General features: G+C 61.3%; 17 protein-coding genes. 6 read left to right on the top strand and 11 right to left on the bottom strand.

All coding sequences use genetic code 11. The features are described 5' to 3' along the window. Nucleotides 1-388: 388 nt before the first annotated feature. Nucleotides 389-1,459, bottom strand: coding sequence for a glycosyltransferase family 2 protein (locus DES53_RS29290; protein WP_113961901.1), 1,071 nt, complete (start codon nucleotides 1,457-1,459; stop codon nucleotides 389-391). Beyond that, nucleotides 1,456-2,667, bottom strand: a complete 1,212-nt coding sequence (locus DES53_RS29285) for an acyltransferase family protein (RefSeq protein WP_113961900.1) — start codon at nucleotides 2,665-2,667, stop codon at nucleotides 1,456-1,458. Before DES53_RS29285 ends, DES53_RS29290 begins: the two co-directional genes overlap by 4 nt. 142 nt (nucleotides 2,668-2,809) lie before the next feature. Here DES53_RS29285 and DES53_RS29280 point away from each other — a divergent pair, with 142 nt between their 5' ends. From DES53_RS29280 to DES53_RS29255, 6 genes are all read left to right on the top strand, one after another. Further along, nucleotides 2,810-3,784: an NAD-dependent epimerase/dehydratase family protein gene (locus tag DES53_RS29280; RefSeq protein ID WP_170157517.1), complete on the top strand. Its 975-nt coding sequence runs from the start codon at nucleotides 2,810-2,812 to the stop codon at nucleotides 3,782-3,784. Next, nucleotides 3,781-5,040 carry a glycosyltransferase gene (locus DES53_RS29275; RefSeq protein ID WP_170157516.1) on the top strand — a complete coding sequence of 420 codons (1,260 nt, stop codon included), beginning with the start codon at nucleotides 3,781-3,783 and terminating at the stop codon, nucleotides 5,038-5,040. Before DES53_RS29280 ends, DES53_RS29275 begins: the two co-directional genes overlap by 4 nt. Before the next feature lie 20 nt (nucleotides 5,041-5,060). After that, nucleotides 5,061-6,098 (top strand): hypothetical protein, encoded by a 1,038-nt coding sequence (locus DES53_RS29270; RefSeq protein ID WP_211325730.1) that lies wholly within the window; start codon nucleotides 5,061-5,063, stop codon nucleotides 6,096-6,098. 116 nt (nucleotides 6,099-6,214) lie between these two features. Continuing rightward, entirely contained in the window at nucleotides 6,215-6,985 is a 771-nt protein-coding gene (locus DES53_RS29265) for a glycosyltransferase family A protein (protein ID WP_170157515.1), read from the top strand. Beyond that, nucleotides 6,982-7,908, top strand: coding sequence for a glycosyltransferase family 2 protein (locus DES53_RS29260; RefSeq protein WP_113961896.1), 927 nt, complete (start codon nucleotides 6,982-6,984; stop codon nucleotides 7,906-7,908). Before DES53_RS29265 ends, DES53_RS29260 begins: the two co-directional genes overlap by 4 nt. Before the next feature lie 5 nt (nucleotides 7,909-7,913). After that, on the top strand, nucleotides 7,914-8,987 hold the full coding sequence (locus DES53_RS29255; protein ID WP_113961895.1) for an SAM-dependent methyltransferase: 1,074 nt from the start codon (nucleotides 7,914-7,916) through the stop codon (nucleotides 8,985-8,987). A gap of 618 nt (nucleotides 8,988-9,605) precedes the next feature. Here DES53_RS29255 and DES53_RS29250 read toward each other — a convergent pair. The 9 genes from DES53_RS29250 to DES53_RS29210 all read right to left on the bottom strand — a co-directional run bounded on the left by DES53_RS29250 (nucleotide 9,606) and on the right by DES53_RS29210 (nucleotide 21,163). After that, entirely contained in the window at nucleotides 9,606-10,373 is a 768-nt protein-coding gene (locus DES53_RS29250; protein ID WP_113961894.1) for a cephalosporin hydroxylase family protein, read from the bottom strand. Nucleotides 10,374-10,401: 28 nt separating this feature from the next. Continuing rightward, complete coding sequence (locus tag DES53_RS29245; protein ID WP_113961893.1) at nucleotides 10,402-11,292, bottom strand: NAD-dependent epimerase/dehydratase family protein; 891 nt, start codon at nucleotides 11,290-11,292, stop codon at nucleotides 10,402-10,404. Then, on the bottom strand, nucleotides 11,289-11,825 hold the full coding sequence (rfbC, locus tag DES53_RS29240; RefSeq protein ID WP_113961892.1) for a dTDP-4-dehydrorhamnose 3,5-epimerase: 537 nt from the start codon (nucleotides 11,823-11,825) through the stop codon (nucleotides 11,289-11,291). The genes DES53_RS29245 and rfbC overlap by 4 nt, the downstream gene beginning before the upstream one ends. 30 nt (nucleotides 11,826-11,855) lie before the next feature. After that, nucleotides 11,856-13,223, bottom strand: coding sequence for a glycosyltransferase family A protein (locus tag DES53_RS29235; protein WP_113961891.1), 1,368 nt, complete (start codon nucleotides 13,221-13,223; stop codon nucleotides 11,856-11,858). Between the two features lie 153 nt (nucleotides 13,224-13,376). Continuing rightward, on the bottom strand, nucleotides 13,377-14,804 hold the full coding sequence (locus tag DES53_RS29230) for a glycosyltransferase family A protein (protein ID WP_170157514.1): 1,428 nt from the start codon (nucleotides 14,802-14,804) through the stop codon (nucleotides 13,377-13,379). A 37-nt stretch (nucleotides 14,805-14,841) separates the two neighbouring features. Beyond that, entirely contained in the window at nucleotides 14,842-16,071 is a 1,230-nt protein-coding gene (locus DES53_RS29225) for a class I SAM-dependent methyltransferase (RefSeq protein WP_211325729.1), read from the bottom strand. A gap of 17 nt (nucleotides 16,072-16,088) precedes the next feature. After that, entirely contained in the window at nucleotides 16,089-17,201 is a 1,113-nt protein-coding gene (gene rfbG, locus DES53_RS29220) for a CDP-glucose 4,6-dehydratase (RefSeq protein WP_147263702.1), read from the bottom strand. Next, complete coding sequence (rfbF, locus tag DES53_RS29215) at nucleotides 17,195-17,971, bottom strand: glucose-1-phosphate cytidylyltransferase (protein ID WP_113961887.1); 777 nt, start codon at nucleotides 17,969-17,971, stop codon at nucleotides 17,195-17,197. The genes rfbG and rfbF overlap by 7 nt, the downstream gene beginning before the upstream one ends. A gap of 69 nt (nucleotides 17,972-18,040) precedes the next feature. Beyond that, nucleotides 18,041-21,163 carry a glycosyltransferase family 4 protein gene (locus DES53_RS29210; RefSeq protein ID WP_113961886.1) on the bottom strand — a complete coding sequence of 1,041 codons (3,123 nt, stop codon included), beginning with the start codon at nucleotides 21,161-21,163 and terminating at the stop codon, nucleotides 18,041-18,043. Between the last annotated feature and the right edge of the window lie 485 nt (nucleotides 21,164-21,648).

Raw genomic sequence — 21,648 nt, 5'->3', positions numbered from 1 at the left:
ACCAGTCGCTTGCGCAGATCCAGACTGAAGCTCTTCATGAGCTACACTCTACCATCCTCCTCAATATGCGACAAATTAAATAGAAAATGCTCTAGCCAGTCAGCTCGGCAGGGATGACCACGCCCAATGCCGTCCGCTCCACCCGAGAGCAAAGGCTGGCCATGAGCCTGCCGGATTCACCATCAGGCAAAGGGAATTCTAGATTGCCAGATAGTCAGCATATCAATAGCTGTGTGGGCTGTCGTCTCCCGACGCAGGATGTGCTGTGGAAAAAGCAAGACATGCTGCAGACATCCTCGGGTTCCACTTCCACGTGAAGCAAACTGCGAATGGCTGCAATGAGTTGCCGCACACCGCAGAGTTGCTACTCCAGTGTGACCCTACGTTCTCACACCTCCGGCCACCGGCCGGAAAGCAATCGTCGTGCTGCCTTCCACTTGTTCGCCACGGCCCACTTCAGTTCCTTCGCGATGGAAGCGTTCTGCTTTTCCATCTCCACCACCTTGCGGCGCAGGTCTTTGTTCTCGCGGCGTTGCTGTTTGATGAGCGCTTCCCACAGGATGCGCTCGGCTTCGCTGCCGGCGGGGCAGTGATGATGGGTGAAGGTATAGAGATCCGCGTCCACATCACGTGCCACCGCAGCAGGCGCGCGCAGGCTTTCCAGGGTGCCGGTCTTGCGTTCGGACCATTGGTGCGTGGCATCCATGGTGTGTGTGGCTTCACCGCCAAAGCCGATGTTCGCCACGAGATTCACATTGGGTAACGCGGTGAGACCACCGTGCTGCCAGCAGGCATAGGTCCATTGATAGTCCCACGTGTCGACCTCGCCCCGCTGCGCAGTGTGGAAGGCGCGCTCCCAGTACAGGGACTCGGCGGGATCTTCATGGATGCTCTGCCACCAGTCCGCATGCGGCGCCTCATGCAATCCGGGGAAGGCATTGGTATTCAGCTCCCATGCCCGGCGCCACGAGGCCCAGCCCCAGCAGTGCGGATGCTTGGAGAAATAGTAGTCACCTTCACCGCGCCACTGTCCGTCCTGGAAGTTGTCACCAGAGATGCACATCACGCGCTTGTCATCGCGATGACGTGCCAGCAGGCCGGCGCAGTAGGGGAAAAAATCTGGAGCAGGCAGGGTGTCATCTTCCAGGATGATGCCCTCCACCTCGTGCTGGAAGAACCATGAAATGCCACCGCTGACCGCAGCACCGCAGCCGAGGTTGTGATCGCGATAGAGCGTCTTTACCGCGCAGGGCCAGTCGATGGCCTCTGCGAGATACTGGCGCACCTCAGCGCACTTCGCGGCGGTGGCGGTATCTCCTGCCTTGGGACCATCCGCTGCGATGTACACGCGCGTGGGCCGCACCGCACGCAGTGCATCCACGACACGGCGCAGCGTATCCAGCCGGCGGAAGACCAGCAGCAGCACCGGGACCTCAAGGGGTGGGGGAGAGGGAATCATGAGGAAGGAGGTGAAGCTGGAGGGGCGGCGGCACGATTGCGATCACGATCATCGCCACCTTCCCCAGGCTTCTTTTTCAAGTAGCTGCGGCGAAGCTCAAAGAAGGGCTTCTCGATCACATAATAGGTGATTGCCGAGAAGAGGACCAGCAGCGGGAGCGCCACAAAGGTGAAACCCAGCAGTGCATTCGTGGTCATGCTCTCGGAGAGCTGTGGCAGCGCCATGCGGCCCCACGGCATCTCCAGCCTCCGCCACGTGAGATCATGCGCGAAGATCCAGTGGTTGATGTACAAGGAAAAGCTCAGCGCGCCGAGCCAGCCCAGCGCCTTGGAGATGCGCTCCGGCCAGTCCCATGGTGCCAGCACATAGGCCAGGGTGAAGAAGGCCCAGGCCAGCCCCTCCAGATCAGGATAGATGACCCAGAACCCATGTCCCGGTGGCAGATGACTATTGCCCCCGAGCCGGTGAAACAGATACACCACGCCGAGAGGCGCCAGCCAGGCAATCAGCGGCAGGTAGCGCCAGCCCAGCCATTTCGGCAGGCGGATGTCTGCCCTGCCGGAGTAGAGGCTCCCCGCCAGCATGCCGATGGCAAACTGATCCAGCCTTCCCACCAGAGTGCCGTACACGGCATCCTTCAGCTTGTCATGCTCCGGCGATACCCAGATCATGCAGCGGATGGAGAGGGCGAGCAGGATCAGACCCAGGAGATAGCGCAGGCCATACTTCGCCGCGAAGAGGATGAGGAAGGGGAAGATGAGGTAGAACTGAAACTCCAGCCGGATGGTCCACAGATGGGGCGTGATGGGGACATAGCTCACCATTTCCCTGCCGGGGTAGGGCAGGAGGAGCGAGCCGAAGAACTGCGCCAGCGGCGCACCGGCCAGCATGGTCGCGAGGAAGATGGCCACGCCATAGAGGGGAAAGATGCGCAGCACGCGATTCATCACAAACCCCGGATAGCTCACCTCCCTGCGATAGCAGATGGCCGCGAAGATGAAGCCACTCAGCACAAGGAAAAGCGCCACGCCGGTGTGCCCTTCAATGAGGAAGGCGGAGAACGGCTTCGAAGTCAGCACCCGCGGGTCCTTGAATCCGTTGTAGGCCGGCGTTTGAAAATGATAGTAGTGATACACACCCACCAGCCACGCAGCAAAGAACCTGAGATGGTCCAGCTTGCGGATGTAGGGGATGTTTTTGCTCGTCATCGTTCACAGGGGCCCGCGGCCTCATTCACGGGAGGCGGGCGCCGCCTTCAGTCTGTGACGGACCCGCGCTGGCGCAGATAAGCCACAGACATGCAGAATGCTGTTTGCAGACAATGGCTGCGCGTATCATGTGTACCCCTTCATGTCAATGCCACCCCTCACTCCCGGCTCCCAGCCGTCCATGCGCCTGCTCGTCACGGGCGCGGCTGGTTTTCTGGGGCGTGTGATGGTGCGGGAGGCGCGAGCCGCAGGACATGAAGTGTGGGCCGCCGGGCGCCACCAGCCCGCAGGCAGCCAGGCGCTTCCCATCGACTGGGATCAGCATCCCGAGGTGCTGGCAGGCCATTTGCATGAGATCCGGCCGGACTGCATCATCCACGGCGCGGGCAGTGCCTCCGTTGCGCAGTCCATGCAGAGTCCGCATGAGGATCTGCGCGCCTCCTTTGGCACGTGGTCCCACCTGCTGGAGGCGGTGCGTATTTCGAAGCTCAAGCCGCTCGTCATCTTCCCCTCCAGCGCAGCCGTGTATGGGGATCCGGAGAGCCTGCCGGTGCGTGAAGAGGCGCCGCTGCACCCCATCTCCCCCTACGGCTGGCACAAGATGCTGTGCGAGTGTCTCGCGCGTGAGCATCATGATCACTTCGGCCTGCCTGTCGTCATCACCCGTCTCTTCTCCGTCTTCGGCGCATCGCAGCACCGCCTTCTCGTGTGGGAGCTCTTCGACCGCTTCCGTGGCTCTGGCGCCACGGTGGACATCGATGGCACGGGGGAAGAAACGCGCGATTTCCTCAGTGAATGGGATGTCTCCAGCGCGCTGCTCATGCTGGCTTCCAAACGTGACACCTTTGCCCAGCGGGGCACTCCATGGATCTTCAATCTCGCCAGCGGTCAGCAACGTTCCATCCTCGACATGGCGCACGCCATCGGCGCCGGTCTGCAGTCGGACAAACCCATCCGGTGCCTGAATCGCAAGCGCCCCGGCGACCCGCTGCACTGGGAGGCCTGCACGGAGCGGCTGGAGACCTTCCTTCCCGAGTGGCGTCCCCTGGCCTTTCCGCAGGCCCTGCAGCAGACCCTGCATCACTGGACTCAAGAAAGCACCGCACGCACCGCATGAGCACTCCCACGGCAGTCTCCCGTCTGGCTGATGGCCTTCACCTGTGCAACGACATCGCAGGCAGGGTGCTGGCCTCGCAAGATGCCGTGCCCTATGGCTCCACGTTGCGCGTCGCGGTCCTGTATCGTGAGGCGACCGGCTGGGCCGCGCTGGCCGCCTTCATGCGCATGTTCACCCGCTCGCTGGATCTCGTGGCGAAGGAGCGGAATCTCGAGCTCGGCATCCTCGCGCCCCGCGATGAATCCGGGAAGCATGCCGTGCCGCAGCATCTCCCGGGCCGCCGCTGGTTCATGCTGCCTGCCAGTGGTGGGCGTGGCGCGCTGGAGGCGTCTGCGGCACATCATGACATCCACGTGGTCATCGAGCTCTTTGGCACACCACCGCAGATTCCCGGGGTGGGGGTGGTCTCCTGGATCACGGACTTCCAGCATCTGCACCTGCCGCAGTTTTTCACCACGCAGGAGTACAAGGATCGCGAGGAGAACTTCCAGCAGCGCGCGCAGAACTCGAACTTCATCCTGCTCTCCAGCCAAGCAGCAAAGACCGACTACGATGCCACGCTCTCCCATGCATCGGAGAAGGCATGGGTCGCGCCATTCCCCTCCAGCCTGGTGTTTGAAGAGCTTCCCTCCGGCGAACCCAGGGACATCGTGCGCCAGTACCACCTGCCGGAGAAGTTCCTCCTCGTGGCGAACCAGTACTGGGCCCACAAGAACCACGGCGTGGTGATTGAGGCGCTGGGGAAACTCGCGGCGGAAGGCGTGCGCATTCCCGCTGTCTTCACCGGCCTGCCCTCGGACTATCGTGATCCTTCGAATGCACCCACGTCGCGCATATTGCAGAGTATCGCACAGCAGGGCTTGGCGGGTCAGGTGGTGCCTCTGGGGCAGGTGCCCTTTGCGCACCTGCAGCAGCTCATGCGCTGCGCCGCGCTGGTGATCCAGCCCTCGCGCTTTGAAGGCTGGAGCACCGTGGTGCAGGATATCAAGGCGCTCGGCCGTCCGCTCATGTGCTCGGACCTTCCCGTGCATCGTGAGCAGGCGCCCATGGCGCTTGGCCACTTCGGGTGTGATGCTCCGGAGGCGCTCGCCACCTACCTCCGCTCGCACTGGCCGCATCTCGCGGCCGGGCCGGACCTCGCCCAGGAGTCCCGGAGCCTCGCGGCCGAGCGTGCCTTTGCCCACACCTACGGTCTGCGGCTGGCGGACCTCTGCCGGCGGGCATTTGAAGTTGCGACCACCAGACGACCGGCTTAAGCACCCCGATCCACTCCACCATGGCAGGCATGCTCTCCAATCCATTCAAGAAAGGCCGCAAGGACGATGCCCTTTCTGACAGTGTCAAAAAGCTCAAGACAAAGTTCGACCAGTTGAAGGAGAAGGCCACGCACGCGGTGCAGAATGCCTCGCGCTTCGAGCGTGAAGCTGGCCGCCTCTCCCAGGAGATGGAGTCGCTGAAGGTCCTGTGCGGCCGCATCGCCACAGCCTCCATGGCGCCCAAGCCGCCCGGCACGCCCTTCTCCGAGATTGAGTTCCAGGTCTTCTCCCAGTGGGGTGAGGATGGCATCCTGCAGCATCTGCTCCACCACCTCAAGGCGCCCCACCAGACGTTTGTCGAGTTCGGCGTGGAATCTTATGTGGAGGCGAATACGCGCTTCCTCCTGCAGAAGGACAACTGGCGCGGTCTCGTGCTGGATGGCTCTGAGGAAAACGTGAATCGCATCAAGCAGGACAACCTGTACTGGCGGCATGACCTCACCGCTGTGGCCTCCTTCATCACGCCGGAAAATATCAACCAGCTCATCCGCGATGCAGGCTTCGCCGGAGACCTCGGCATCCTCAGCGTGGATGTGGATGGCATGGACTACTGGATCTGGAAGGCGATTGATTCCGTGAATCCATGGATCGTGGTGTCTGAGTACAACAGTGTCTTCGGCCCGGATGCCGCAGTCACCATCCCGCCGGATGCCTCCTTCATGCGGTCGAAGGCGCACTTCTCCAATGTCTTCTACGGTGCCTCGCTCGCTGCGCTGGAGCATCTGGGCCGTGAGAAAGGTTATGTGCTGGTCGGCTGCAACAGCGCGGGAAATAATGCCTTCTTCCTCCGTCGTGATATTGCCGGGGCCTTCCCCATCCGCACATCCGCGGAGGCGTTTGTCGAGGCAAAGTTCCGTGAAGCGCGTGATCCCTCCGGGAAACTCACCTTCGCCTCCGCTGCGGAGCGGCGTGAAGTGATCGCCGCCTGCCGCGTCCATGATGTGCGCACCGGCACGGTGCGCACGGTGCGGGAAGTGTGGGCGGGATTGAAAGCTTGATGACGGGCAGGATTGACACGGGGCGCTGCAACGGGCACCCTTTTCCCGCTCACATTCTCCAATCCCCACCCACCGAAAATGCGCCGCTGAGAGGCCGCATGGTTGCTGCATCTGTTATGTTCCGTCGTCTCCTGGCTCCCAAGATTTCACTGCTCCACGCCACGCGTGGCCGTCCGGAGCAGGCGCTGGAGGCACGGGAGAAGTGGATTCGCGCCGCATCAAATCCCCGGCGCATCGAGCACGTCTTCGCCGCGGACTGTGATGATGAGTCCACGCAGCGGGCCATCAAGGGCCTGTTGCATCGCGTGGTGCCGGAGAAGGGTGGTGGTTGCGTGGCCGCGTGGAATCTCGCTGCGCAGGCCAGCACGGGCGACGTGCTGGTGCAGCTCTCGGATGACTGGACACCCATTCCGGGATGGGATGAGGAATTTGTGCGCCGCTTGCGGGATGTGCGCCAGCCGGGCGTGCTCCGCCCCAGCGATGGACATCGCCGCGATGACCTGCTTTGCATGGCCATCCTCACGCGCGCACGCCTGAAGCAGCAAGGAGAGTTCCTTCACAGCGGCTACCTCGGCATCTACTCGGATGATGAATTCAGCTTCCGCGCCTACCAGGACGGCGTGGTGATCGATGCCCGTGATCTGGTGCTCATCCATGATCATCCGAATTACAATTCCGCCGTGGAGATGGATGAGACCTACCTCGCGCAGAACAGCACGGAGCGGGACAAGACGGGCCGCAAGATCTTCCTGAAGCGCAACCCACGTGCCAAGGGGCACTGGCTGCATGAGGGACGCTGGGAGCGCTTCTTCGTGCCGCTGCCCGCGGGCGAGTCGTGGAACACCAAGCCACCGAAGCCGGCGCCGACCGTCACCTCAGAGTCATGAGCCGCGTCGCCATCATCACCCGCACGATTGATCGTCCGGTGCTGCTGGAGCGCACGCTGCAGAGCATCCTCGGCCAGACCTGCCAGGACTGGCACTGGGTGATCGTGGATGGTGGGAACACCGAGGCCGTGCCGCACCTGCTGCAGACCCATGGCGAGCGGATTCAGGGGCGCGTCACGCATCTGCGTTTTGCCAATCCGAAGCCGGGCATGCGCGGTGTGCCCATCAATGCGGGCATCCAGGCTTCCCAGACGGAATTCATCACCCTGCTGGATGACGATGACACATGGGACCCCTATTACCTCCAGGCCATGGTGCGGGCCATGGACACGCGGCCGCATCCCAGTGTGCGTGGCGCTGTCTGCCGCACTCTGTGCATTCATGAATCCAGCGTGGAGCAGGGTCTGAAGCCGCAGCGCAGCTATGAGCTGAATCCGAAGCTCTCGAATCTCACGCTGCCCCAGCTGGCAGTGGTGAACTGCTTCTGCACACACGCCTTCCTCTATGACCGCTCCGCCCTGGATGCCGTGGGCATGTATCCTGAGGACTATCCCGTGCTGGAGGACTGGCATTTCAATCTGCGCTTCCTGCTGCACCATGAGATTCTGGTCGTGCCGCAGACACTCACGCACTACCACTTCCGCCCACCGGAGGCGCATGGTCTCCAGGCAAACTCCCAGACGGCGGAGCGCGATGATCACAAGTTCCACGAGGCACGGCTCATCAATGAAGCCCTTCGCGAAGATCTCCGCACGGGCAGGATGGGACTCGGTCACGTACTCGCGCAGGCTGCGCTCGCCAGACAGCTCTCGACCACGCTGCACAGTCATGAGAGCCGGATGAAGGCCATCGGTGACAAGACTGGCAAGATCGACACGCGCACGAAGGAACTGAAGGACAAGCTTCTCGATAAGCGAGGATAAGATAGATGCCGCCATCCTCCCTCTCCACGCATGGACACCTGATCCGGATATCCCAGGTTTTCCAGGAACAGACCGCAGGCATCTTCAGCCGGTTGGGCATTTCAAAAACCTCTGCCCTCGGGCAGGAGTATCATTGGGCAAAGGACTTCACGGCGGAGTCGATTGCCGACCAGACGGCGTCCATCTTCATGCGCTGGCACATCCCCGTGCACCATGCGTGGCCGTGCAATCCCCAAAAGATGGAGGGCTTCATCGAAAGGGCAGCCCAGGCGATGCTGAAAAAGTTTGGTGGATTGGATGTTCAGACCATCCTCGTGGGACAGCTCAGCTCCGGAAGTGCATCCGGGTACTACAAGCACCTCGCCTCCAACCTTCGTGGACGGGTGTTGCAGCTTTTCCCGGAAGTGGCCGCACGCGGACTCGATGCCGAATCCCAAGACCCCGGGAAGAGCACGCTCTTCTGCCTCGTCGGCAGGGAGGGGCTCTATTGTGGTGTGCAAAGTCCACGGGCTGCCAACGGATTCTATCCCGGTGGGACCAAGTTCATTGCGCAAGGCGATGAAAACACCATCAGCCGTGCAGGAGCGAAGATTGCCGAGGCGCTGCATTACCTGCGTCTGCATCGTTCCGCGCCTCCCGAAGGCAGCCACTGGCTGGAGCTCGGCGCGAGTCCGGGAGGCATGACCTCGGAACTGCTGAACCGGGACTACCGTGTCACCGCCGTGGATCGCGCACCGCTGGATGCACGGCTGAGGCATGAGCGGCAACTGCTCTTCGTGCAGTGTGACGTTGCGGAATTCCAGCCTCCCGCGGCTGCACGATATGATGCGCTGCTCTGCGACCTCAATGGAGAAGCCGCGGATTCCATGCAGCAGGTCATCCGGCTCGCACCTTCGCTGAAGTCAGGCGGACTGGTGGTATTCACGTTGAAGATGCCGGGCATCGCGACCGTTCATGGCGCACTGACCCTGGTGGATGAAGTGTGCAGCGCCGCCTCTCAAGCGGGCCTGCGCGTGGTGGCGCAGACTCATCTGTCATACAACCGGCATGAGTTCACGGTCTTCCTTGAGAAGGTGTAAAAGACGCTGAGCGTTTGGCCTCACTTCAGGGAGCGGGGGCATTCCTGCCCCCGTTGCATCTGGGGGCGCGCCACCCCAACCGCGACCAGCGGTCGCAGCCACAGCCACGGCCTGAACCATCCGCCACGGCAGTAAGCCTTGGTTCTACTGTGGCTGCGACCGCTGGTCGCGGTGCGGCAAGTCACCCCTGATCAAAAGCCACGATTTTGTATAAACCGCCCTAAACGCGATGAACTTACCCAGCGCGTTGCGGCAGGCCCAAGGAGCGGGAACGCCTCGTTCCCGTCAGCGGTCACTATGCTTGGTGTGTTGCGTATCGAGTACCCTGTGTTCCAACAGGGTACTTAGGTGGATACATGCACCAAACCCTTTCACCCACGGGAACGAGGCGTTCCCGCTCCTTGGGCCTGTGCCACGTCCGTGTATCCATAGATACGCTCGTCGCATGAACTGTCTCAGATAGTCCTGACGTCTCTCATATAGAGATTCGGTTTCAACTTCCTTCGGCTCCACTTCTCTCCATCCATCGACAGACGCCATCCCACTCACTCACAAAAAAATGGGGGCACGAATGCCCCCATTCCTTGAAAAAACTCCGGCGTTGCTCCCTCAATCACTTCACTTCACCCGCTTCAGCCACGCACCCGGCCAGTGGGTGATGTTCTCGCTGAGGTCGCTTTCGTTGAAGAGCCACTTGGGTTGCTCCACGATGAAGTTCGGGTTCTGCTCGGCGAACTCACGTGCGGCTTCGGTGGGATTGTCGAGAATCCATGAGGGCGTGCCGCGGGGCACGTCATGCACGAGGCTCATCACCCCATCGGTGGCGACGATGTAGGAACCCGGGCTCACCAGATCATGGTAGGCCTGAAGCTCTCCAGCCACATGCGCCTTCGTGTGATTCGAGTCCAGGATCACGAGCACCTTGGAGCCTTCGGGAATGAGCTTCTTCACCTGGGCCACCACTTCAGGTGCCGTGGAGCTGCCTTCAATCAAGGTGATGCGCTTGGCCATGGGATGCGCTTCGATGGCCTTGCGGTTGTGCGGACGGATCTCGATGTCCACACCGATGACCTTGCCGTGGTTCACGGCTTCAAACAGGCTGGCGTAGAAGATGAGCGAGCCGCCATGCGCCACGCCTGTCTCGACCACATAGTCAGGCTTCAGTGCAAACAACACCTCCTGGATGCGCAGCACGTCTTCCGGATTTTGAATCATCGGACGTCCCCACCAGGTGAAGGTGTAGGGGTGTTTCTGATTCCAACCGACCTTCACCCAGGCGTCGGAGAGGATTTCGAAGCCCTTGGTGCTGTAGAGGGGCACGGTTTGCACCTTGTCGCCCTCGTGCACACGCAGGGTATTGGAGTCAGTATCGAGTTCGAGCTTCATTTGTGAATTAAGGGGCGGGGTGATGCTATCAGGAGGCGGCTGGGGAGGTTTGGCACATCCGCTCCAGGCCTGTCGTGAGCGGGATGTGAGGGCTCCATCCGGAGCTGGTGAGTTTGGTCATGTCCGCCACCGTGATGGGGAACGCATCTGGAGCAGGAGGATTGGCGCCGGATACCAGGGAAGGGTCTGCGCCCACGGTGGTCGCAATCATGCGGGTAAGGTCGAGGATGCGAATGCCATGGCCGGTGCCCACATTTATGGGGCCCTCGATGCCTTTCTCGATGCTCCAGAGCATCGCGGAGGCCACGTCATTCACATGGATGTAATCCTTCACACTGTCCGGAGTTTTTACCTCCACGGCTTCACCGGAAGCCAGCTTGCTCATGATCCATGAAACAATGCGGTTGGGATGCTCCCCTTCGCCATAGCAGTAGAAGATGCGGAACCACGACCAGGGAATCCCCTTCTCCGTAGCGAGTGCCTGGAGGACGTTGCCTGCAGCCACCTTCCCTCTGGAATAGGCGAGCGCGGGAGCCAGCGGAGAGACATTCTCCTTCAGCGGTTCGTCAGAGGGCGCATACTCGATGCAGGTGCCCGATGCCGCGAGATGGCGCACGCCCAGCTCAGCGCATTTGCGGAAAAGCTGCTCGCTCTCACCGATGAGGGAATCATTCTCCGGTGCATTGAGATACGCGCCGGGAGTGACGATCCACGCCAGATGCAGCAGCGCATCAGGTGCGAAGCGCTTCACTTCGTCCCATGGCACATGTTCCAAATCGCCGACCAGCTTCTGGCAGCCGTCCGGCAGCGTTGCATTGGCACTGCGGCACAGTCCCAACACCTCATGACCAGCAGCGACCGCAGCCTGGCAGAAAGCCCGGCCGATGAATCCGTTTGCACCTGTGACAAAAATCCTCATGCCAGTTCCTTCAGCAGCGGCAGTCCCTGGTCGCGGGGGGAGATGTTCAGTGCCGGAAGCGGCCACTTGATGGCCAGATCCGGGTCGTCCCAGCGAACGCCGAAGGAGCACTTCGGTTCATAGAACTCGGACATCAAGTAAAACATCTGGCACTCATCCGTGAGGCACTGGAACCCGTGGGCGCAACCTACGGGGATGTACAGCGCACACATGTTGGTCTCAGAGAGTTCGTGGGCCTCCCAGCGTCCGAAGGTGGGGGAGTCCTTGCGCAGATCCACCACCACATCCCACACGCGCCCCTTGAGGCAGCGCACGAGCTTGATCTCCTCCCTGGGGCTGGACTGGTAGTGCAGCCCGCGCAGCGTGCCCGTCGTGCGGCTCAGGCTGTGGTTGTGCTGCACCCACCGGGTGTTCAATTCGCTCCCGGAGAATTCCTGCTCACAATACGTACGCGCAAAGAAGCCCCGCTCATCATGATGCGGTTTGGATTCTACGAGGAAGGCTCCTTGAATTCCGGTGGGGAGAAAGTTCATGTGGGGGACATCACGGGATGAAGGTCAGGGTCAGGCCAGCTTCTTGCGCAGATGCTCTTGCTTCTCGCGCGCCGCGGCGAGCTGGGATTTGACGCGATTGCGCTCCGTGGCGCGTCGCCCGGATTCTTGTTTCGCGGCCTTGATCTGCCGGCGCAGGGTGGCGGCCTGTTTCCCCTGCTCGAGCATGACCCAATCTGAGATTTCCTTCGGTGTGGGGCTTGGGCCGAGGTTGGCCCCACGGACGGCTGCTGTCGAAAGGGCTTCAGCAAGGCAGCCTGCTTCATGGATGCCTGCGAGGCGGAGCGCGCGTGTGTCGGCGACCAGCTCCCATTCGCCATCATTGTTCTCCAGAAGGAATGGAAAGCGCTCCACCAGTTCGTGGGCAGATGAGGGACCCGTGGCGCCCTTCAGGATATCAGATCCTCCGACATGGCTCGCGAGGAATTGCAGGGTCTTGAGATTGTCCTGAAGTTCGGATTCACTCCAGGGCTCCGTGCGGAACTGATGCCAGGCGCGTGCGATGATGCGATCCCACGCAACCTCAATGCCCTGGGGCAGCAGGCCGGCCTCCGCCGCCTGCAGCATGCACTCACCCACCAGCACGGGAACGGACCGGGTGTATCCCACCTTGGGATGAAAGGGGATTTCATTCTGCGCCTTGAAGGTCTTCTCAAGAGACCGGTCCCCTTTGGGATGCGTCGTGCCAGTGCCATTGCTTCCCGCCGAGATGCCGCCGATGGTGAAGCCGGGGCAGACGCTCACATAGTGTGAAGTCTGGGCCGCCACCGCGATGCCGAGGAACAAATCTGGAATGGGGGAGTGGATGAAACGGTTGCTGCCTGCCTTGATCTTCTGGCACACGGAATGGTGGATCCAGGAGAGGACATACGGCATGGGGAGCTGCGTCACGTTCTGTTTGCACTGGGCCACCAGTGCCAGCCATTCGTGTGAAGAACGAAGCTCCTCCAGGGGTGTTGTTCGCAGGTACATCAGCCCCGCATCATCAGTGCTGATTTCCGGATAGAAGTAAATGCCGCTGGGGGCTCCATGCAGTGCGAGTGCGTCCGGATATTTGGACAGGAGCTCACGCGCGCGACCCATGGCGCCGGGCAGCATGCCGTCATCCGAGCCAAGGAACATCACAAACCCGTCCTCGACCTGCTCCAGCAGGAACTCGAAGTTCCGCGACATGCTCAGCTGCTGCGGTGGCCTGATGTAGCTGACCCTGGGGTCGCGTCGCTGGAAGGATTCGACTACCGCCCGTGTCTCATCCGTGCTGTGGTTGTCACTCACCACCACACGGAAATTCTCATCCTGCTGGACGACGCAGGACTCCAGCGTGTGCGCCAGAGTGCCGCAGCGATTGAGCGTGGGAATGAGAACGGTGAAGGGGACCATGGGGGGCTGGACCTTGGCAGACGTTCATCAAACAGATATGAGCGAGACATTCAAGCTCATGCTGCGAAGAGGGATGGCAATCTCCGGTCGAGGTTCGGAGTGGATGTTTGCAAGGTCTTCACGCATGGCGAGGTAGGACTTCTGAGGAAGGATTTATCTTCCGCGCAGCCACTTCGGAAGCCATGAAGTCTTTGAGGCTTCTTCACGCTCCTTGGTCTTGGCTTTCAGCTTCTCGTTCTTTGCACGAACGCCCGCGAGTTGGGTCTTCGCGCGGTCACGCTCGGCCGCCCTTCGCTCTGACTCATGGTTGAGGTCGCGGAGCTGCTTTCTGAGCGTGGCTGCCTGTTTCGCCTGCTGCAGTATGCCCCAGGCGAGGAAATCTTCCTCGGAGGCATTCGCAGCGTTGAACTCCTGCTTTGCTGCCTCGCTCGTGGCAAGCATCGCCTCAATGACGCGGGCGGCCTCATGCACACCGCGCACGCCGATGAGCCTGCCATCCAGCACGGCTTCCCATTCGTCATGATGCCAGTCATTCAAGAACGGCAGCTGCGAAGCCCAGGAGCGGACGGACTCCTTCGAATCACCCATGCCATCCAAGGACTTGGGAACGCCGAAGTTGTCCGCGATGGTACGCATGCTGGCGATGTTTTCGCGGAGTTGCTCGGGTTCCCATGCTTCTGTGTAGAATTGCACACATGCACGTGGGAGAACCTTCTCCCAGGCGATGGATGCGCCCTCGGGCAGAAGGCGGGCTTCTTGCGCGCGGAGCATGGCGTCGCCGAGGACCACGAACAGCGATCTGGTGTGCTTGAGCTTGGGATGCGTGGTGATTTCGTTCTCCGTGAGGAAGCTGGATTCAATGGCGCGGCTTGCCTTGGGATAGGAGCAGCTCAGGCCATTGCTCTTGCCGGAGATGCCGCTGACACCATAGCCTGGGCTCACGTGCACGTAGCTTTCCGTGGTGGCGGCAACTGTGATGGCCAGCGAGTAGTCCGGGAAGCAGGAGTGGATGTAGCTGCCGGTCCTTTGTTTGATTCGCGCAAACACCCGTGTGTGCACCCACGCCATCTGATAGGGCATGGGCATGTCTGCTGCCCCACACTCGGAGTTCAGCGCCTTCTGCAACCACTCGCGGCTGCTTCTGATTTCCTGGCGGGGATACAGGTGGGCAAAGATGAGTCCCGCATCTTCACTGTAGAAGTCGGGATAGAAAAACATGTAGGGCACACCATGGAGCACCTCGGCAGTGGGATGCTGGGCGAGGCACTCCCGCGCACGCTTGACGGCGCTTGGCAGGATGGCGTCATCAGAACCCAGAATCATGACGAAGCCTTCCGTCACCTGCCCGAGCACATACTCAAAGTGCGCCGCCATGCTCAGTGGCTGGGGCGGCTGGATGCACCGCAGCCGGGCATCGCGCGCCTTGAACTCCTCCAGAAGCTGCGGCGTGGCGTCGCTGCTGTAGTTGTCGCTGACGAGGAGCTCGAAGTTCGCATCCTGGTGAGCGAGGCACGCCTCCAGCGTGTGGGAAAGCGTCTCACAGCGATCCTTTGCCGGAATGATGACGGTGAACTTCTCCATGGACACAGGATCAGCGGGAAGAGGCTTGAATGGAAGGCTACACCACCCGCAGTTCCGGCAGGGGAATGACGAAGCGGCCGCCCTTTTCCGCATACGCGGCCTGCTGCTTCATGATTTCTTCCGCGAAGTTCCACGCGAGCAGCAGGGCATAGTCCGGTTGCTTCTCTGCAAGCGCCTCGGCGGGGACAATCGGGATGTGCAGGCCGGGGCTGAGCAGGCCGTGCTTGTAGGTGCTGCGGTCGGCCATGAAGGCGAGGTCGCCAGCGGCATCGCCCACATAGTTCAAAAGGGTGCTGCCCTTGGCGGAGGCGCCATAGGCCGCGACGCTCTTGCCGGCGGTCTTCTGCTCCTGCAGGAAGGCGATGAGATCACGGCGCACCTTTTCCGCGCGCTCACTGAAGCGCTGGTAGTAAGGCAGGCCATTGAGTCCTTCATCGATTTCCGCAGTGGTACGTTCGAGCACCGAGTCCCGCACCTGTTCACGACCTTTGTGCGAGGCGAACACACGCAGGGAGCCGCCATGGATGGCAATCTTCTCCACATGGAAAATCTCCAGCCCGTGCCGCTCGAAGAGGGGAATCAAGGGGAGCAGCGTGAAGTAGAACACATGCTCGTGGTAGATGGTGTCGAACTCCACCTTCTCAATCATCTCCGCACCGTAGGGGAACTCCAGCACGATCCAGCCATCCGGCTTCAGCAGGGTGGCCAGTCCCTTCACAAAGTCATTCGTATCAGGCGCGTGGGCGAAGACGTTGTTGCCGAGAATCAAGTCGGCTGAACCACGTTGTGACTTCACACCCGCCGCGCTCTCCGTGCCGAAGAACTCGCAGTGCGTATCCACACCAGTCTTGCGCGCGACCTCCGCGATATTCGCCGCAGGCTCGAAGCCGAGGCAGGGCACACCGGCCTGCACGAAGTTCTTCAAAAGGTAGCCGTCATTGCTCGCGATCTCGATGACAAAGCTCTGCGCGCCGAGCTTCTTCTCTTCGATGTAGCGCAGCGAGGCCTCGCGCGCATGGCGCAGCATGTGATCCGAGAAGGAGGAGAAGTACACGTATTCGCTGAAGAGCGTCACCGGCGGCACGATGTGCGTGATCTGCATGAGCCAGCACTGGGTGCACACCCACACATCCAGAGGGAAGCGAGGCTCCGGCTGGTTGAGATTCTCCGGGCGCAGCAGATTGTTGGCGAGCGGCTGGAGGCCCAGGTCGATGACCTTTTCCAGACTGGTGGAAGCGCAGGAACGGCAGGAGACGGTTTGTGCCATGCGAGATGGTGATGATGTCATTGCGCCCAGGAAACGCCGGTGAGGGCTGCGTCGCGGGTGTAGGTGTTGATTTGGTCGAGAGTAAAAGTCAGCATGCCTGCGGCATCCGCCCGGCGCTCATGGCGCTCGCGATACCACGCGGCGGTGTGTGCCACGGTGTGGCGGAAGTCCCACACAGGCTTCCATCCCAGTTCCTGCACGGCGAGGCCGTGATCCAGGCTCAGGCGTGTGGCCTCGCCATAGGCGGGCTGTGGTTCGCTGTGCACCTGCATGGCATCCGGCCAGGTGGTGAGCCAGCAATCCATGAGCTCCTGCACGGAGCGTTCGGCTTCGAAGTCGGGACCGAAGTTGAAGTTCAGAAGCCTGGCCCGGTCCCCGCTGGTGAGGAGCCGCTGGCCCAGCGCGAGATAGCCGCTCACGGACTCCAGCACATGCTGCCACGGGCGTGTGGCCTGCGGACGGCGCAGTACGAGAGGCTTCTGGTTCACGAAGGCGCGCACGGCATCCGGCACGATGCGATCCTCCGCATAGTCACCGCCTCCGATGACATTGCCTGCACGACCGGTGGCGAGAGGGCCGAGTGTCTTGGAATGGGCGAAGAAGGAGGAGTGCCACGCGGAGACCACCAGCTCGGTGGCCGCCTTGCTCATGGAGTACACATCATGACCGCCCAGCGGATCCGACTCCTGGAAAGGGCGGCCGGTGTTGTCATTGCGATAGCACTTGTCACTGGTGACGATGACCGCCGCGGCAGGAGAGTTCGCCTCGCGCATCGCTTCCAGCAGCACCGCCGTGCCCACCGCATTCGTGGTGAAGGTATCCATCGGTGCGCGGTAGGAGATGCCCACGATGGGTTGTGCCGCGAGGTGGAAGATGATGTCCGGATTGGAGTCTGCGATGGCCTTCTTCATGGCCTCCGCATCACGCAGGTCAGCAATCCGGGAATGCTTGAACGTCTCCGGCGGAATGAGGGCAAAGAGCGACTCACCCGGTTCTGGAGCGAGGGCATAGCCGCTCACCTCCGCGCCCAGGGCACGCAGCCAGAGGGAGAGCCAGCCGCCCTTGAACCCTGTGTGGCCGGTGACAAGCACCCGCTTGCCCTGATAGATCTGGCCGAAGGGAGCTACCATGACTTCCACGGTGCTTTGCCGGAGTTCCAGAGCGTGTTCAGCATGGCCATCTCGTTCACGTTGTCCATGCACTGCCAGAAGCCATCGTGGGTGTAGGCGGCGAGCCTGCCCGTTTTCGAGAGCGTTTCCAGAGGGCCGCGCTCAAGAATGCAGTCATCTCCGGGGATGAGCCCCTTGATGGCCGCTTTCTTCATGACGAAGAAGCCGCCATTGATGTAGGCGGGGCTGTCCTCCGGCTTTTCCATGAAGCTGGTGACCATGCCCTCGTCGAGACCGAGCTCGCCAAAGCGACCGCCGGGGCGCACCGCCGTGAGCGTCACGTCTGCGCCTTTGGCACGGTGATAGTCGACGACCTTGGCGATGCTGACATCGGTCACGCCATCGCCATAGGTGAGGAGGAATTCCTCCTCCTCGATGAATGGGAGCACACGCCCGAGGCGGCCACCGGTCATGGTCTTTTCCCCGGTATCCACCATCGTCACCGTCCAGTCTTCCTCATCGTGGGCGTTGTGATACACGGGCTCGGCGTTGGCCCCGAGCTTGATAGTGACGTCACTCGTGTTCCAGTGGTAGTTGCGGAAGAAGTCCTTGATGACCTCACCCTTGTAGCCCAGGCAGAGGATGAACTCCTTGTGCCCAAAGGAAGCGTAGTGCTTCATGATGTGCCACAGAATGGGACGCCCACCCACAGGGACCATTGGCTTGGGACGGTATTCAGTTTCTTCGCGCAAACGGGTGCCAAGGCCACCACAGAGAATGACAACTTTCATCGGAAGGAATCAGTCAATGAGATTGAAAAGTGCAGGAGTGAGGGGTGCTGAAAGGATGCTCTGCGTGGCTCACTGCTGGCCTTTGCGGCGGCGCAGACGATTCCAAATTCGCTTCAGTGGAGAGCTTGGCTTTTCCCGCATTTGTTTGAGTTGTTTTTCGGACCGTTTCTTGGCTTTCTGTAGTTCCTTGAGAGCTTTTTGGGCCTCTTTCAATGCATTTCGGCTCTCTTTGAGGGATTTCTGGGTGTCGGTCAGATTCTGCTGATTCTCAACTAAGGCTTTCTGCATGAAGCTGAGGGCTTCACGCGCGGCGAGGGCGGCGTGCTGCTGTCCTTCCAGCTGGTCCGTCAGCTGGCGCACGGTGGACGCGCTCGTCTGCATGTGCCGCAAGGCAGCCCACATCTTGGCCAGCCGGTCGTCCTCCGGTGTCGCCGGGCGGGATGCCACCTCGAAGAGGGTGCTGGCAACCGAGGATGCCGCACGGGCGAAACTGAACCTCGCGGCCTGCGCAAATCCAGCCGCGATCAGCCGCGACCTCTCCTTTGCATCATGCCTGAGGGTGGTGATGGCGGAGGCGGTCTCGTGCGGGTCCCAAGGGTTCACGAATACCGCGGCATCCCCGGCCACCTCCACCAGGGAGGCTCGCTGGCAGGTGATGACCGGGCAGCCGCAGGCCATGGCCTCGATCACCGGAAGGCCGAAACCCTCATAGAGGGAGGGATACACCAGCGCCACGGCACCGGAGAAGGCGAGGGCCAGATCCTCCTCGCTGAAGCGGATGACACGCACTTCAGCGTCGGGAGCCAGCAGGCGCAGGCTCTCCTCGAGATCCAGATTGCCGCCGGTGCACAGGATCAGAAGGCTGTCGCGCTCCTCCTTCGGCAGGAGGCTCCAGGCACGGAAGGCCAGCGCGGCATTCTTGTAGCCCTGCGTGCCCACCGGGATGCCGATGCGATCTCCCGAAAGGATGATGTAGTCCAGGTAGATGCCATGGCGCTCCCGAAACGCGGCGATGTCATCCGCGGATGCCGGCTTGTACTCGTGAGGAGCCGCCGGATGCGCGACCGTGACATCCGCAGGCGCAATCTCCGGATGCATGCACCGCAGATCATTCGCGGTGGCTTCTGAGATGCACACGAAATGCCTCGAGTGGGTGAGTGAGTGTTTCTTGTGCTCCCACTGCCAGTCCCCGGGCGGCAGGTTCAGCCGCTCGGGAATCATGTCATAGATCATCGCGACACACGGCGTGCTGATGGCGCAGCTGTAGTACGTGGAGACCAGCACATCCGCACCCAGCGCATCGCAGACATCCTGCAGCATGAAGGAATCAGGACCTGGGTGGCTGGTGTCCAACCGGCGTACACGATGGCGCCGGATGCCGGGGATGTCCGGAGCGGTGCCATCACGATCGAGCAGCCACACATGCTCCGCGATGCCGGAGCGCACCCACTCCCTCAGCAGCTCAATCCACAAGCGGGCGATGCCGGTGTTGTTGAGTTGGAAGAAAATGCCGTCCACCACGATGGTGGGGGAGGCAGTGAGTTTCGCCTGCCGTGGTGGCGAATGCTGGGTGAACTCCCACTGTCCCGCACCATTGCGCCGGGCCAGAGGAATGATGTTGCGATTCGTGGCGGCATCCACCTCGGTGTGATCCGTGACCCACGGGAAAAAGTCGCGGAGGAGCAGGGGAGTTTGCCGTTCAGCCTGCAGGCGCTGCCAGCCCTTCACCGCACCGGCATAGCCATAGTAGCGCTCCTTGAATGCCGCCTGCGCCTCGGTCGCGTACGCGAAGTGCTGGAATACAAGACCGCGCGATGCTGTCTCCGCGTGGCCGAAGATGCTTCCACTCGCCACGTCTCTCCATGTGCCATCGATTTGCCGGCGGCTCAGCACGGGCGGCGCGTGGGATTCCCACTTCATGCCGGGCTGGAAGCTCCACGCGCGCAGCCACTCCTGCGCGGGATTCTGCGCGTAGCAGTGCCGGGAGGCGATCACGAGCTTCTCTCCTACAAAGAAGTCACACCAGAATTTCGCGGCGCTCTTCTCCGGATGCTCCAGGAACATCTTCCTGCCTTCCACGAACTGCTCAACCGTCCAGAGCTCATCCACATCGACCTCCCACAGCACGCAGTCTTCGAAGATGCGCTTGAGCGGTTCAGACACCATCTCGATCTTGCCTTCCCACAGACGACCAGTCGGCGGACGGTAGATGGAGATCTGACCCGGATAGGAAGACACGAGCTGGTCGAGGTAGGCCGTGGTGCCATCCACACTCAATCCGTTGCGATGCTGGTCCTCGGGAACGCTTCCACCAGCGGCCACGCTCCAGGAGGAGTCATGCATCAGATCCGCAGCGCCTTCCACCACATGCCAGTGCCAGCGAAAGGGAAGCTGCTTCAGCACCTCGATGTGATGCCGGATGAAGGGCTCACCATTCAGCACAATCGTGAAGTAGTGCACCGGCACCTCCACCGGCAGCGGATCAAAGCGCGCGCGCCGCCGCCTGCGGAAGATGGAGAACCCATGCCGCAGCCGCGGATTCTCCATGATGAGTTCATACGCCGGGTCCCGCAGCAGACGCTGATGCGCCTCATGGCATTTGAACGTCTGGACATCATCCAGCAGGATGAACTCTGCACCGTAGACTTCATCGAGCTCTGCGTTGCCGGTGAACTGGGAGCCATCGATCAACACCGCGCCGAAGTGCTCGATGCCCTGAGCCCGCTTGATCTCGCGAATCAATCCAGTGCGCACGTTTTGCTCCTGGATGTATGCCTTGTCCCGGCGCAGCCAGCCGAGCACGTCCTCCAGAGGGTAGTTGCACAGGGAGGTTTCCACTGTGTGGTAAAACCGCTCCACCTCGGCTTCCGAGGGATACTGGTCGAGCTCGACGGAGGAGCCTTGGAAACATTTCACGAATCCCTCCTGCTTCCAGCGTTGCTCGAGCGCCTCATGACGCACCCGGGAAAGCTCCAGGCAATAGAGCTCCGGCTTGCGCGGATTCAGCCCCAGGCCCTGCACCCATGCGAGGGTGCTGCCGTCCCCGGAGGAGGAGCCAATCTCAAGCACTGTGTCGATGGCCGCCGTGCGCGCGAGGTCGCGGATGGCGTCGAAAAACTCGTCGCAAAAGACCTCCGGCCCGATGATGGCGTGGAGTCCGTCTGAACTATCTCGAGATGCAACGGTCGACATTTTTTGGGGGAGGGAGATACCAGATCACCCGATTGCCGGGGAAGCAAGTACAGAGCCACCTGAATTGCGAGTTGTTCGAGTACGCTGCTGGCGCGGAAGTCTTGATCAGGGAATGCGGATTTCAGTTTCTCTCGTGCCATCTTTGGGAAGCCCCAGGGGCCTGCGAATTCTCGCGTCCGGCTTGGGGACCTGCATGGGCCTGACGTTCCGCCTTTTCTGAAAGAGGCAGAACAAAGTGGAAGGGTTTGAATGGGTGAGGTGAAGGGCTCTTTGGAGTTCAAATCAAAACTCCTTCGTCAGTCCGGACATGGAGCCAACCCTTCAGGAAAGCTGCCATTCGCAAGTCAGCCGACATCGTATGAAACAGGGACCTCCGGTCACTGTCTTATACCACGATGAGTTGGAAACGGGTCTTTGAACGCGGGCTTACCCAGCGCGTTGCGGCAGGCCCAAGGAGCGGGAACGCCTCGTTCCCGTCAGCGGTC

It is taken from the genome of Roseimicrobium gellanilyticum (assembly GCF_003315205.1).
GTDB lineage: Bacteria > Verrucomicrobiota > Verrucomicrobiia > Verrucomicrobiales > Verrucomicrobiaceae > Roseimicrobium > Roseimicrobium gellanilyticum.
Note: the sequence above shows the minus strand (reverse complement) of the source record. Positions and strands in the feature narration are given on the sequence as shown.

Excerpts from the sequence above, each read along its gene's own strand:
- DES53_RS29290 (WP_113961901.1), bottom strand. The coding sequence starts at position 1,459 with ATGATTCCCTCTCCCCCACCCCTTGAGGTCCCGGTGCTGCTGCTGGTC.
- DES53_RS29285 (WP_113961900.1), bottom strand. The coding sequence starts at position 2,667 with ATGACGAGCAAAAACATCCCCTACATCCGCAAGCTGGACCATCTCAGG.
- DES53_RS29280 (WP_170157517.1), top strand. The coding sequence starts at position 2,810 with ATGTCAATGCCACCCCTCACTCCCGGCTCCCAGCCGTCCATGCGCCTG.
- DES53_RS29275 (WP_170157516.1), top strand. The coding sequence starts at position 3,781 with ATGAGCACTCCCACGGCAGTCTCCCGTCTGGCTGATGGCCTTCACCTG.
- DES53_RS29270 (WP_211325730.1), top strand. The coding sequence starts at position 5,061 with ATGGCAGGCATGCTCTCCAATCCATTCAAGAAAGGCCGCAAGGACGAT.
- DES53_RS29265 (WP_170157515.1), top strand. The coding sequence starts at position 6,215 with ATGTTCCGTCGTCTCCTGGCTCCCAAGATTTCACTGCTCCACGCCACG.
- DES53_RS29260 (WP_113961896.1), top strand. The coding sequence starts at position 6,982 with ATGAGCCGCGTCGCCATCATCACCCGCACGATTGATCGTCCGGTGCTG.
- DES53_RS29255 (WP_113961895.1), top strand. The coding sequence starts at position 7,914 with ATGCCGCCATCCTCCCTCTCCACGCATGGACACCTGATCCGGATATCC.
- DES53_RS29250 (WP_113961894.1), bottom strand. The coding sequence starts at position 10,373 with ATGAAGCTCGAACTCGATACTGACTCCAATACCCTGCGTGTGCACGAG.
- DES53_RS29245 (WP_113961893.1), bottom strand. The coding sequence starts at position 11,292 with ATGAGGATTTTTGTCACAGGTGCAAACGGATTCATCGGCCGGGCTTTC.
- rfbC (WP_113961892.1), bottom strand. The coding sequence starts at position 11,825 with ATGAACTTTCTCCCCACCGGAATTCAAGGAGCCTTCCTCGTAGAATCC.
- DES53_RS29235 (WP_113961891.1), bottom strand. The coding sequence starts at position 13,223 with ATGGTCCCCTTCACCGTTCTCATTCCCACGCTCAATCGCTGCGGCACT.
- DES53_RS29230 (WP_170157514.1), bottom strand. The coding sequence starts at position 14,804 with ATGGAGAAGTTCACCGTCATCATTCCGGCAAAGGATCGCTGTGAGACG.
- DES53_RS29225 (WP_211325729.1), bottom strand. The coding sequence starts at position 16,071 with ATGGCACAAACCGTCTCCTGCCGTTCCTGCGCTTCCACCAGTCTGGAA.
- rfbG (WP_147263702.1), bottom strand. The coding sequence starts at position 17,201 with ATGGTAGCTCCCTTCGGCCAGATCTATCAGGGCAAGCGGGTGCTTGTC.
- rfbF (WP_113961887.1), bottom strand. The coding sequence starts at position 17,971 with ATGAAAGTTGTCATTCTCTGTGGTGGCCTTGGCACCCGTTTGCGCGAA.
- DES53_RS29210 (WP_113961886.1), bottom strand. The coding sequence starts at position 21,163 with ATGTCGACCGTTGCATCTCGAGATAGTTCAGACGGACTCCACGCCATC.